Source organism: Persicobacter diffluens (genome assembly GCF_036244895.1).
In the GTDB taxonomy this organism is placed as follows: domain Bacteria; phylum Bacteroidota; class Bacteroidia; order Cytophagales; family Cyclobacteriaceae; genus Persicobacter; species Persicobacter diffluens.
Genome location: NZ_BQKE01000003.1, coordinates 232,293 through 245,261, shown reverse-complemented (window position 1 = coordinate 245,261; position 12,969 = coordinate 232,293). Strand labels below are relative to the sequence as shown.

The following is a 12,969-nucleotide window of genomic DNA, read 5'->3' as shown; positions in this document are numbered from 1 at the left end:
GGTCTTTTTTTATTCCTGCTTTAGGAAGTGATTGTCATTGGTGGTAATGTAAAGGTTAGCAGCAGGCAATATTTTTAATTCCACCTGTTTGGTTTTTCCAATGAGTTCCCCATCTAACTGAAGCATCCGGTCATGCTTTAATTTAATCACGGCATGTTTGGTTTGAATGATTTCCCCATAGTTCTCCATTGCCCCTAATGCTTCTTCCGTGATGCTACTCAATCCCAATGAAATTAAGCCGGAAAGGTCATGTCGAGTTGCGATGACTAATTCAAATTTTCCGTCGTGTGGATTGCCCATGGGATTAATCACGGCTCCGGTTCCATACATTCTGGTGTTGGCTATGATTACCGCATAGGCCATATAGGATTTGGTTTCCTGATTGGCTGTTACCTCCACCTCAAAAGCTTCGGCTTCTGCCACGGCCTGTATGAAATATTTCGCATAAGAGGCCCAGCCCCGACTTTCCTCCTTGCTGTAGCTTTCCACTATTGCCGCATTAATGCCAAAGTCTCCCAAATGCAAACTGTAGTGTTCATCATTGATGGAAATCATATCAAGTGGTACAATAATTTGGGAAAACAGGGCATCTTTCAGGGCGTTAATGGGATTGTTATCCACTGCCAGTTCTTTACTCATGCCATTGGCAGATCCCATAGGAATGATCCCGAAAGGAATGTGACTTTCTTGCAAGCTTAAAGCCGTAAGGAGGGTAGTCCCATCACCACCAATACTCATTACCCTGTCCGGTAAAAAGTCCTGTACTTCCTTCCGGATTTTGGCTTCATCATCTTTTCCTGTAGTCAAATAAATCTTGCCTTTTATCCCATAACGATTTAGTAGTAATTCAGCTTCATCTAAAAAATCAGCTTTTGATCTTCCTCCGGAAATGGGGTTGAGAATGAAGAGTACTTTCATAGATGCAAATTTGGGGGTGAGGGTAGGTCTTGTTGTTCAGAGCAAGTCTTTTTTGCAAGCTTTGAGTCAAATTATTCAATGAAAAATTTAACTTCAGCTTGTATTTTAGATTATTTTGAGTTCATCATCTGTCCCTGTAATCAGTAATTTGAATCTGCATTGAGGTGATGTGGTATTCAATACGTTCTGGTCACAGTGCTAGAAGTTGCAAATTTTTTGTTAATCTCCCAAGCTTACCATAAAAAGATACAAGGGTCGCGCATAGGACAGCGATTGGATAGCGATCTTTTTTTTGATTTCGTTTTAAAATTATCACCTAAACAAAATATAATGGTAAAAGGAGCCTATATGCCGGTGGACTGCCATTTCTATGATCAGTTAACGGACCTCAGTGTTATGAGGCAACCGGTCAAAATTAATTACTTTGTCGCCGAGGAAAAATTAGAGGATGTGGAAGCCCCAATTCGCGATATCATTAAAGAAGGCAAAAGTGAAATTGCACTGGTGGGAGATCATCGTATACGTCTGGATCAAATCGTTACGCTCAACGGTCGTCCCGGCCCGGCCTATGGTATTTATGAAAGTTACAGCGACGCTTGTATGAGTTGTAATTTGGGTTATGATCATCAAGGGAATCCGAAGCATTGGAAATAGCACTTTAATGGTCAATGGAGTTTTATGAATAAAAAAGCGAGGTGGAATCTTCATTCCCCTCGCTTTTAGTTTTATTTAGAGCTGAAAATGGGCTCTGATTATTCGGTTTTTGTGTCAATCTTTTGGGGATTAAAATTTGCTAATCCAATAATGCACCCCTTGATCTTAGTGTTTCCGTAAAACCTTCGTGCACCAAAGAACCAACCAGCAAATTCCGTGGACTGGGTCGTAGTCGCCGCGCTACATTCTTAGAAGACTTTGAAGTTCAGCATGCGATGATTACGACTAGGGGGCATGTCAAGCTTTCTTTTCCAAGTGCCCTTAACTTCTTCGTACAAATTCGACCAGTGGGGATTAGGACTAGGGGGGCAATGGCAATTCGATTTACAGGTAGTAAAAAAGTATTCTCCATGACATTTTTTTGGTCTAAATTTCATAATCTTCCAAAATCGGTATTCCTAATACCTGCGATGAGAGCCTATAGTAAATGGTTTAATTTGCTGATTTACAGCAGGTATTATTTCGTGATTACAATTATGTGCTTGTAGGTCCCCTGTTTTGGTAAAGGACGTTATATATCCTATATTTGTACCAGTTTGGTACATGAAATTTACGATACCATGTTAGTAATTAGTAGCAGAGAATTCCGTCAGAATCAAAAAAAGTACTTTGACAAGGTTGATCAGGGAGAGCAAGTTATTGTCCAGAGGGGAAAGGATAAGTCTTACGTTTTGAGCCCGGTTAGCGAAAATGATTTATATTTTAACGCAGAAATGATTGAGCGCCTGAAGCAGAGTGTGTTGGAGGTGAATAAGGGAGAAACTAAAAAGATGACGACACCGAAGGAAATCAATGATTTACTGGGTTTATGAGTTATACCTTAGAATTCTCAAAAACCGCTTTAGCAGACATAGAGAAGCATAAAAAATCAGGTGATAAGGCTTTACTAAAGAAAATCGCCAAGTTACTTAATGAGTTATTGGAGCATCCGACAACAGGAACAGGACAACCTGAAAAGTTAAAGCACCATTTGCAAGGGCTGTATTCAAGAAGAATCAACCAGAAGCACCGATTAGTTTACTCCATCAAAGATGAAATTGTAACCGTTTACGTACTCAGTGCTCATGGTCATTATTATGATAAGTAACGGTATTTCAGCTTAGGCAAATTTATTTGACCTCATCACCACTTCAACATCCTGAACTTCAATGCTCTTATTAAAAACATAAAGCGCCTGCTTCCCGACAAAGGCATTCCCCATGCACATGATATTAGTTTTTCCATAATCGTTTAATTCTGCCTCTTACTGTTGCTTACAAATCTGATTCTAGTTGGATTTTGACAGTTCTTCCGGAACGCCTACGGGGGAATGAAATTTGCCAACCAAATAATTCAGCCCCCTTGATCTTAGTGTTTCCGTAAAACCTTCGAGCTTCAACAGCCCAACCACCAAATTCCGTGGACTCGGTCGTAGTCGCCGCGCTACATCTTTACAAGGTATTGAGGTTCAGCATGCGAAGACTACGACTAGAGGCGGGCTTTGAAGTTCAGCATGCGAAGACTACGATAAGTGGCGAGGGACACAATTAATTTTCTTGTATTTTATCATACTTCCCCAAAGGGCCTAATGAAATTGTATTCCCTTGTATCTTTACTTGAAATATATCCATGCAAAGAATATCTAACCTTTCTTCTTTTAATTGACTTGTAAGTCTATTATCATGATTTACATAATAATGAGTGAAATTCACCTCACCGTCTCTAAGTATAACTTTACCTGAATTATCAATTAATAGATTTGAATCATAATTTGAGAAAATTCTTTGGCGATAAATATATTCAACAGAGTTAGATGTTTCTTTTCTGTAAATAGATAGACTATCAACAGTATTATTTAAACTATTGACATAATTTCCTTCGATGTTTGAATTACAGCCTAGTAAAAAAAACACAAATACAAAAATTCTCATTATATATTATTCTATTAAATTATCAATCCACATGTAAGTTTGATGGGTTACCCTTGAAGGAGCGTGCTTTAATAGTATAGAAAACTTAGGCCCTAACCTATCTAATGATTCTATTGATTTTGAATCCATTGCTAATGATAACCTACGACCATCACCTAAAGTCATAAAAGCTAATAATCGTGGACCCCATCATTTGTAGTGTCATATTTATTCCAGACAAGACAACTGCTTTAAAACCGGGTAAAAATACTCCAAAGAATATCAGTTTACTTCCCTTAATTATTATTTCATCAAAATCATAACTTTTATCTTCTAAATAACTATTTCTCACGATATGATATAAATTACCATTTCTTATATCAACATTCATTGGATGTTGCCTTCCGAAAATTAAACTAGCTCCGGGACCTGTTCCTGTTTTCCATTCATTGTATATTGAAAGCCAATTTACCTCTTCTCCTCTTATATCGTATTCCATAATAAATTCAGGGCCTCCATTAATAATATTTTCAAAATTATTAAAAGTGTTAATTACCTTTGTATAAGATCCTCCATCAGAAGAAAAGTAATGGATGAAATCCAAGCCAACATCATCTCCTAAATCTGATATTTTAGTTTTTATTTCTTCCCCATTATTTCCATTAGTCACCACATATTCTCCAAAAAACCTCCCATCCGGATCCACCCCAATCACCGGATCAAATACCCTTGCTTCAAAGAAGTCAAAGCTTGTCACCTCATCTTCTTCAGCGAAATCTCCCTGATAGCCAAATCGACTGTTGTGCTTAGAATCTAAGCCTCTGGCCATTTGCAGACCAAAGGGATAATAATCCCGCCATTGGTCATGCACCATGCTTTCGTCATTCCAAAAGGCGCGGGCACGTACAGAGCCTAAATGGTTCTTGAATTCAAAGACATCGGTGCTATTACGGTCGGTGGAACTATCCACAAAGCGAACTCCTAAACAGCCGTTGCCATACAGCAGAATTTCCTTTTGATTTTTATTACCATCGTAAATGATTACAATATTTCCTGAGGCAACCTGCACGTAGTATTCGGTTGATTCAGTTTCTAAATTAGCCTTTTTCGCCCGAAAACCAAGGGTGTTGTAAGGATAGCTCGCCTTTAATTTTTGCGCATCCTGATCTTCGATGGTGTTGATTTTTCCTAACCCATGATTTAAATCATGGGTTAGGAACTGAACTGGGTCATGGTGTTACAGCATTGCCAAAAAGCCTAAATAAATCAACACAAAACCTCGTGAATGGGGTCTTAATTGCCACGGAGTCTACCATGGAAAACTGAAAAATCGGTGTTGCGAAGATTAGGAGTGGGGGTTGATGGCTTGGAATATGCCCGATATGGTCAATGCTTTATCCCGAAGGGATTAAATTCAATAGCGATGGGTGCAACCCATCGACAAAAGATCACAGATGAAAAAACCTGAAAGGGTTAAACTAAAATTTGGGAAAGCGATATCAAATTTCCTTCAAACTCTCTTTTCAATAGCGCTACCTTCCAATACCGATATGTTCAAGCCTTTCAGGCTTGGGGGGAGAGGGAATCTAAACGATGGGTTTTACCCATCGCTGATTAGTCTCACCTCCACGGGGTAAATAATGTTTTGTAATTATATAATCTCCCGGCTAGTGCCTTAATACGACAACCAAATTCCGTGGACTGGGTCGTAGTCGTCGCGCTACATCCTTACAAGGTATTGAGGTTCAACATGCGAAACCTATGACCAGTGGGGAGTTCAACAAGAGAAGACTACTACCAGTGGGGGTGAGCAAATAGGTCCGATATTTCCATTTCCTCACCCTGACTAGCGTTTTTGCTGCTTTCTTTACCCCCAAGAATCAGGGTCTTCGGCTTGCCAATTTATCCACTACAATGGAAATTGCGCCATCTCCCGTCACATTGCAAGCCGTTCCGAAACTGTCCTGTGCCATATAAAGGGCCATCATCAAGGCCGTAAGGTTGGGAGGGAAGCCCAGCATGGTTTCCAATAAACCGAGTGCGGCCACAACCGCTCCACCCGGTACGCCGGGAGCAGCAATCATGGTTACGCCTAGCATCATGATAAAACCGAATATTAAGCCGAAACCGGTTGGCATTCCGTTCAGCATCATGATGGCCATTGCGCAGGAGGTAAGCGTAATTGTACTACCTGACAGGTGAATGGTTGCACATAGTGGAACCGCAAAGTCGGCCACTTCTTCACTTACATTATTTCGCAGGGTCTGCTGCAAAGTCACCGGTATGGTAGCTGCAGAAGATTGGGTGCCAATAGCAGTAAAGTATGCCGGTAGCATATTTTTTAGCAGCTTAAATGGATTTTGCTTCGTCAGGCTTCCCGCGATGGTATACTGGATCATCAGCATGGTGAAATGCAAAAGGAAGATGATAAGGAACACCTTCAGAAAAACGGAAAGCACCATGGCCGTTTGCCCACTGTAGGTCATTTGTGCAAAAATTCCTGCAATATGATAAGGCAATAACGGGATGATAATAACCGTAATAATTTTTTCAATGATTAGCTGGAATTCCTTCATCACATTTTTGATCGCTTCCCCTTTTTGAATCGTGATGCCCAGGCCAACAATAAAAGCCGTCAGTAAAGCGGACATCACACTCATGATAGGCGCCATTTCCACCCTGAAAAATGGGGCAATGGTTTGTTCTTCGGATTCAATCATCTGAAAAGCGCCTGTGTCCAACACCATTGGAAATATTATACTGTCCACCGACCAGGCCAGGGTTCCTGCCAGGACAGTGGAGGCATAGGCAAGACCTGCGGTAAGGCCTAAAAGTTTTCCAGCTCCGGTGCCCAGGTCTCCAATGCCCGGGGCAATGAATCCAATAATAATCAAAGGAATCACAAAGCCCAGAAAGTTGCCAAATATTCCATTGAAGGTAGCCAGTAATCTGACGACGGGAAGGTAACCGGTACTACCAATGACAATACCAAGGATGATGGCGATGATGAGTTTGGGCAACAGTCCCATTTTTTGTCCAAAAAGCTTTTTCATACAATTCTTCTGCTGAGGCAGTACTTTGATAAAATAAAAATAGGTTGCTAAGGGAAATGCAAAAATAGAACTTCCTTTTTGATGAATGGCACTTTCGGATATTAATTTCCGTTTTTCCTCATTTTGTGCAATTCATTCTTTGAACTTGGACGAATAGTCTTTGAGCGTTTTGGAAAGTTCAAATTCGCAGTTGTCTCATGAGGTTTTACCTCTGCTCCTTTGACCTCAGTGGAAAGCGAAAACTTCCTTGTGGGGAGCTTATTCTCCAAAACAAAAAAGACTGGCTGCAATGATTTTCATTTGAAGAGCGCTTAAAAATGAATTCCGCCTTACGCCATGACGATGATTAAAAGTAAAAAGGCAATTGCTGATCAAACTTTTCCATCCAGTGATAAAGCCGGGGACCCAGAATTTCAAGCTGGATATTTTTACTTTTCTGTTCAAATTCCTGATAACGTGTGGTATTACCAGAATAAGCGAAACTGATAGGTCTCGTATTGATTTGATAAAGGGCCAGGCCGAACCCTAGCATCAATACGGTTCCGGTTAATTTAAAGGCCTGGATCGGGATGTGCTTTTTAAAAGTGTTGATGGCGAGATTCGTCAGGATGACGCTTACAATGATAAGAAAGAGGTCATAATTATTCCACCACCAAATTTTCCCCCAACCACCGGTATAATTTGTGGAAGGCCAGAAGAAATTTACCCCTCCCCAACTTGAGGCAGGGGTGGGCATATCCTCGAGGAGATGAATAGTAAAACCGAAGAAAAAAGCGACAAAAATAAGGGTACTATTTTTTATGAAGTCGGTCTTCTTATTTTGCTGGAATTGGTTAATTAGGAAAAACAAAAGTCCCAGCAGAGCGGTGCATAAGAAGGCGGCTGCCAGACTGTGGAGAAAGCCATGATGGGAGTACCAAAATTTTTCGGAATAAATGTCCCTGCCCAAATGACGGTGTTGGAACCATTGCCCCAGCGTACGGTCAAAGCCTGACCACAGGCTAATGGCATCCAGATCCGGTAGTGCGCCGGCCAATGTCGAAAAGCCCAGAATAGACCAACGGTGTTTTCGACCCAGGGAAGAAAAGCTTGAAATAAAGGTGCCCACGGCCAGTCCGGAGCAAGCATGCGAAAGGATATCCATAAAAAATAAAGCGTTTTACCAAATTAAACTAGGAGGATTGTTGAATTTTTCAAAGAATATCCATGATTGTTTTTACTGAACAGGATATTTATTTTCTACACAGATTGTATGCCATATAGTAGGGATATAAAGTTGATATTAAACAAAATTGTGTAGTAGGGCAGGTATGTTTCATGTATTTAAAAAGAGATTAATCTCATTACTTAATTTATTGAATAATGATTTATATCATTCTTTTATTTCTTTTCCTCTATTTTGTCATATATTTTTTGGGTAACGTTTACCGATGTCCTAGTCCTGTAGGTCAGTGATTTAAGTGGATTTGCGCCATTTTTAATGATCATTATATGAAATTTGTGAATTATATTATTTGTATTATAAATTTTGAACCTATATTTGTGACATGGTTCTGAAGCACATTCCTGTGTGGAAGATTAATAGGGAATTTGGTGTAAATCCAAAACTGTACCCGCAACTGTAAATTACCGAAAGGTTGATTAGTCCGCTAAGCCACTGTCTTTATGGAGATGGGAAGGCCCTAATCAAGGTAAAAGTCAGGAGACCTGCCATCATAGAATTAATGCTTTTTTACTTCGGGAGTTAGGTAAAAGGGGGTAGGAATAATATTCTTATTCAATTTATGGGTGCGCGACTGTTGGGGTCTCCGCGGAAATAAAGAAGCGTTATTTTTTAAGCATTTCAATTAATTTTTTATAGATATGAAATACTTACAACGCAGTCTTGTTTTGTTTTTTGCTTTCCTGATCTCTTGTGCGCAGCAGGAAGAAGCATTACCCACTTTTGAAGTGGTTTTTAAATCCATGGGCGGTACTGAAGTCGCGGCGCAATATGTGACTTCTGGAGAAATGGCCGAACAGCCAGCCGATCCGGAACTGGAGGAGAATATTTTCCAGGGATGGTTTTTAGGGGAAACGGCCTATGATTTTAGCAATCCGGTATCTGAGAATATTACCCTAACCGCCAAATGGGAAGGGAAAACCTATTTGGTTGCCTTTGATACCCAGCAGGATTTCTTAATTGATGATGTGGAGGTGGTTTCCGGCGCATTAGTGGAAGCACCGGTATTGGAAGAAGTGGACGGTTACAAGTTCAATGCCTGGATGTTGGATAATCAGCCGTATGATTTCACTCAAGCGGTACGTCAGGATATTGCACTTATTGCAGATTGGGTGGCGGTTTATACGGTTTCCTTCGATACCGGACATGAAGGTGTTGAGGTTGATCCTCAGGAGATTGAAGAGGATGAACTAGCGTTACTTCCTGCAGCACCTGAAGTAGAAGGTTATACTTTTACCGGTTGGTTTTTGGGTGATGAAGCCTTTGATTTTAACACGCCAATCCAGTCCAATCTTACACTGACAGCGGCTTGGGAGATGAATGATGGGGCCACAACGGTTATTTATGATGATATTTCCAGGGCTTCGTTCGAGGATTTGGCAATGGGAGAGCATATTCTAGTGAAAGCTGATATTCATTTTATGATGAGAGGTTGGGCCTGGGGATCCGAGGTTTATTTGGTGGATGATCAGGGGAACTCTTCGAAAGATTTCTATGGACATTCTGACTTTGGGATGTTTTCCTTTCCCCTGCGTGAATCTGATGGCTTTGAGTTTGAAAAGGAATACGTTTTTGATCTTGTAAAAGATATTTACATGAGTAGCCCGCAGATGGGATTCGGTCATAATCGGGCAGATGGCTATAATGGATCTCGCTGGATTGGGGAATGCCGATATGGCATTGAATATTTTGATGATGTGCTTAGAGGGAATTTAAAGGAAGTAAATGCTGACGCTGGAGTTGTAACTATTGTGATTGGGGATGATCAATCCATCATTATCGAAGATATGAGCGATGCGGAGATTACCGCATTGGAGAAAAAAATAGGAGAGAATGTCTTCGTGAATGTGATCTCTACGGAGACAGGCTATGCTTCGATTTTGAAAGCGGGTAAGCCACAGGTGTACAATACTTTTAACAATAAATAATTATTATATTTTTTAATTATTTTATTTATGGTTAAAAGAATAATTTTACCTCTAATGCTGTGTGTTTTATTCATGGCTTGTGAGTCCGCTGAGGAAGGCTTGCCTGTTTTTGAGGTAAGCTTTGACCTCAATGGAGGGGAATCAAAAATTGAGGGACAGCAATTGGAGGCCGGGGAATACGTGTTAAAACCTGCAGATCCTAACCGATATGCTTATCTTTTCGAAGGTTGGTATAAAGGAGATGTGGTTTATGATTTTAATGCCCCAGTGGAAGAAAGTTTTACCTTGCGTGCGGAATGGACCAAAGTGGAGGTTGATGGAACACCATGGATTTCAGAAGTGCTGGATTTTCGCCCGGCGCCGGGGCAATTCCTCAATAAGGTGGAGGATGACCTGGCTGCTGCAAAAGAGAATTTGGTAGGTAATTCTCACCAATTTATCTCTTTAGGGACTTTTGGAGGGCAGGTTACTTTTAAATTTGATCACCCTATCAATAATGGCGAGGGAGAAGATCTGGCGATTTTCGGGAATGCTTTTGAAGGGAATAGCGAGCCTGGTATCGTGATGGTATGCCAGGACTTAAATGGAAATGGTTATCCTGATGAGGAGGAGCCTTGGTTTGAGTTAGCAGGAAGTGATCATTTTGAAAAAGAAACGATTCGCGATTATCTGGTTACCTATTTTCGCCCCGAAGAAGGAGCCGACACCCATTTGATTCCTTATACGGAGGTGGTTAATGGGCAGGAAAATAGCGGTATGATGGATTTCACCTTAGTTCGGGATTTCCACCCTCAGCCGATGTTTCCTGATATGTATTCGGAAGATTCGGTGACCTTTAGCGGGACTTTATTAAAATCAAAGACTTATAATCAAAATGAAGGTCAATCCGATAACCCATATTATGTAAGCCCTAAATTTGATTGGGGATATGCCGATAATGCCGGATATGAGCAGGAAGGGATTTTTCGAGGTGCGGATTTATTTGATATCGATCATGCAATTGATTCGCAGGGACGGTCGGTTAAGTTGGAGCAAATTGATTTTGTCAGGGTCTATACTGGTGTTCGAGATATTGCAGGTTGGTTGGGCGAATTGAGTCCGGAAATTATTAAAGCAGCCGATGTTCATTTGTTGAAAAATCTAGAGTAGATTGATTATAAAATGACTTAAAACCCGGGTCGATTACTCGGGTTTTATATGTTATAAAATATATAGTATATAACTAATTTAGAGAAATGGTTATGATCGTATTCCTAATGTCTCTATCGATTTATTTCATTCTTCGATTTAATCACTTGTAGTTGATGTAGGGCGTTGGTAAAAAAGTATTTCAATTAAAAATCTATAATAATTCATATTTTAATTTTGCTTTTTTTAATTTTTAATGTAAATTTGTGATGTGGTTTTGAGGCACTTTCAGTGCTGATAATTAATTGGGAATTTGGTGTAATTCCAAAACAGTACCCGCAACTGTAAATTACCGAAAGGTTGATTAGCTCACTGGCCACTGTTTTTCAGGAAATGGGAAGGCACTAATTAAGGTAAAAGTCAGGAGACCAGCCATACGTATTATTAATGCTTTTTTACTTCGGGAGTTAGGTAAAAGAATTGGGCAAATCTTTCAGGTCAATTGATGAGTGTGTGGCTGTGCAGGCCTCCATGCAAATAAAAAAGCGTTATTTTTTTTAGCATTTTAGTTTAACCTTTTATGATAAATGAAATATATTCAACGCATTTTTATTTTGCTTTTTTTTACCCTGATCTCATGTAAGGGAGAAGATGCATTACCTGTTTTTGAGGTCGTCTTTGAGACCTTGGGCGGTACCGCTATTAAAAGCCAACGGGTTACCTCTGGAGAGCTGGCGGAACGCCCTGAAGATCCTGAAATGGATGAATTTATTTTTCAGGGATGGTATTTGGGGGAATCCCTGTATGATTTTGAACAGCCCGTGACGGAGGATATTGTGCTGAAAGCACGATGGTCCGGGAAAACGTATTGGGTGTCTTTTGATACGCAACAAGATTTTCAAATTGATGATGTCGAGGTGCTTTCCGGCCAATCCATAGCTGCTCCGGAAGTAGAAGAGGTTGAGGGATTTCAGTTTGCCGGTTGGATGTGGAATGACCTTCCCTATGATTTTAATGAACCGGTTTATGAGGATATTCACCTTATTGCTACATGGACGGCCATTTATACGGTGAGTTTTGAGGGGGCTGAAGTTGATGCGCAGTCCGTAATGGAGGGGGAAATATTAAGCCAGCCTGAAGACCCCGTCCAATATGCATTTACCTTTAAAGGATGGTACAAAGGAGAAGAATTATATGACTTTGATGCCCCGGTAACGGCGTCTTTTACTTTGAATGCGATATGGGAACGTGAAACTGCTCACCTTACCGGAAGCCCTTGGATTTCCGAAGTGTTGGATTTTCGTCCAGCTCCGGGACAGTTTATTAATAAGGTCGATGATGATCTGGCCTCGGCTAAGGCCAATTTACCGGGTGATTCGTATCAGTTTATTTCTTTAGGTACTTTCGGTGGAAATGTGACCTTTAAATTCGATCATCCTATTAACAATGGTGAAGGGGATGATTTGGCCATTTATGGTAATGCTTTCGAAAATAGTAGCGAGCCAGCGATTGTCATGGTTTGTCAAGATTTGAACGGTAATGGGTTGCCGGATGAGGATGAGCCCTGGTATGAATTGGCGGGAAGTGATCATTTTAAACCTGAAACCACGCAAAACTATGAAATCACCTACTTTCGTCCCGAAGAAGGTGCTGATACGCATGTGATTGCCTATACAGAAGTGATTGACGGAGTAAGTACCAATGGTGTGATGGATTTTAATGATGTCAAAATGTTCCATCCACAGCCCATGTTCCCAAAGATGTACCTGGAAAATGAGGTGACCTTTAAAGGAACCCTTTTAAAATCCAAGGCAGAGGATATCAATGCCAATGATCCTGATGCGGAATTTCCTTATTGGGTTTGTCCTAAATTTGACTGGGGTTATGCCGATAATGCTGGCTATGAGCAAACCGGCGTCTTGCAAGGGGCAGATTTGTTTGATATTGACAACGCCATTGATGGCGATGGTAATGGTGTGGCCCTTGTGCAGATTGATTTTGTACGGGTCTACACAGGAGTAAGAGATATTGCAGGTTGGTTAGGGGAATTGAGTCCTGAGATTGCCAAAGCTGCTGACCTGCACCTATTAATGAATGAACAGTAAACAACTAAACAG

11 protein-coding genes and 2 riboswitches are annotated in these 12,969 nt (G+C 40.6%); of the genes, 6 read left to right on the top strand and 5 right to left on the bottom strand.

Translation table 11 applies throughout. The annotated features are described in order from the left end of the window. Positions 1–9 precede the first annotated feature (9 nt). Complete coding sequence (locus AAA970_RS20480) at positions 10–918, bottom strand: diacylglycerol/lipid kinase family protein (protein ID WP_338238754.1); 909 nt, start codon at positions 916–918, stop codon at positions 10–12. Positions 919–1,248: 330 nt separating this feature from the next. Between AAA970_RS20480 and AAA970_RS20475 the strand changes: the two genes are divergently transcribed. From AAA970_RS20475 to AAA970_RS20465, 3 genes are all read left to right on the top strand, one after another. Then, on the top strand, positions 1,249–1,572 hold the full coding sequence (locus AAA970_RS20475; protein WP_338238753.1) for a hypothetical protein: 324 nt from the start codon (positions 1,249–1,251) through the stop codon (positions 1,570–1,572). Positions 1,573–2,192: 620 nt separating this feature from the next. Continuing rightward, positions 2,193–2,444, top strand: a complete 252-nt coding sequence (locus tag AAA970_RS20470; protein WP_338238752.1) for a type II toxin-antitoxin system Phd/YefM family antitoxin — start codon at positions 2,193–2,195, stop codon at positions 2,442–2,444. Further along, entirely contained in the window at positions 2,441–2,719 is a 279-nt protein-coding gene (locus AAA970_RS20465; RefSeq protein WP_338238751.1) for a Txe/YoeB family addiction module toxin, read from the top strand. The genes AAA970_RS20470 and AAA970_RS20465 overlap by 4 nt, the downstream gene beginning before the upstream one ends. A gap of 439 nt (positions 2,720–3,158) precedes the next feature. On the opposite strand, the gene AAA970_RS20460 is transcribed toward AAA970_RS20465, so the two are convergent. From AAA970_RS20460 to AAA970_RS20445, 4 genes are all read right to left on the bottom strand, one after another. After that, entirely contained in the window at positions 3,159–3,542 is a 384-nt protein-coding gene (locus tag AAA970_RS20460; RefSeq protein ID WP_338238750.1) for a hypothetical protein, read from the bottom strand. Positions 3,543–3,693: 151 nt separating this feature from the next. Continuing rightward, entirely contained in the window at positions 3,694–4,590 is an 897-nt protein-coding gene (locus tag AAA970_RS20455) for a hypothetical protein (RefSeq protein WP_338238749.1), read from the bottom strand. Between the two features lie 811 nt (positions 4,591–5,401). Further along, complete coding sequence (locus tag AAA970_RS20450; RefSeq protein WP_338238748.1) at positions 5,402–6,574, bottom strand: dicarboxylate/amino acid:cation symporter; 1,173 nt, start codon at positions 6,572–6,574, stop codon at positions 5,402–5,404. 346 nt (positions 6,575–6,920) lie between these two features. Then, positions 6,921–7,718, bottom strand: a complete 798-nt coding sequence (locus AAA970_RS20445; protein WP_338238747.1) for a metal-dependent hydrolase — start codon at positions 7,716–7,718, stop codon at positions 6,921–6,923. Positions 7,719–8,105: 387 nt separating this feature from the next. After that, positions 8,106–8,303, top strand: a riboswitch (cobalamin riboswitch). Positions 8,304–8,437: 134 nt separating this feature from the next. Between AAA970_RS20445 and AAA970_RS20440 the strand changes: the two genes are divergently transcribed. The 3 genes from AAA970_RS20440 (at position 8,438) to AAA970_RS20430 (ending at position 12,957) form a co-directional block, all read left to right on the top strand. Further along, positions 8,438–9,724, top strand: a complete 1,287-nt coding sequence (locus AAA970_RS20440) for an InlB B-repeat-containing protein (protein WP_338238746.1) — start codon at positions 8,438–8,440, stop codon at positions 9,722–9,724. Between the two features lie 27 nt (positions 9,725–9,751). After that, positions 9,752–10,873: an InlB B-repeat-containing protein gene (locus AAA970_RS20435; RefSeq protein ID WP_338238745.1), complete on the top strand. Its 1,122-nt coding sequence runs from the start codon at positions 9,752–9,754 to the stop codon at positions 10,871–10,873. A gap of 238 nt (positions 10,874–11,111) precedes the next feature. Further along, positions 11,112–11,303: riboswitch (cobalamin riboswitch) on the top strand. A gap of 136 nt (positions 11,304–11,439) precedes the next feature. Beyond that, complete coding sequence (locus AAA970_RS20430; protein WP_338238744.1) at positions 11,440–12,957, top strand: InlB B-repeat-containing protein; 1,518 nt, start codon at positions 11,440–11,442, stop codon at positions 12,955–12,957. Positions 12,958–12,969 lie beyond the last annotated feature (12 nt).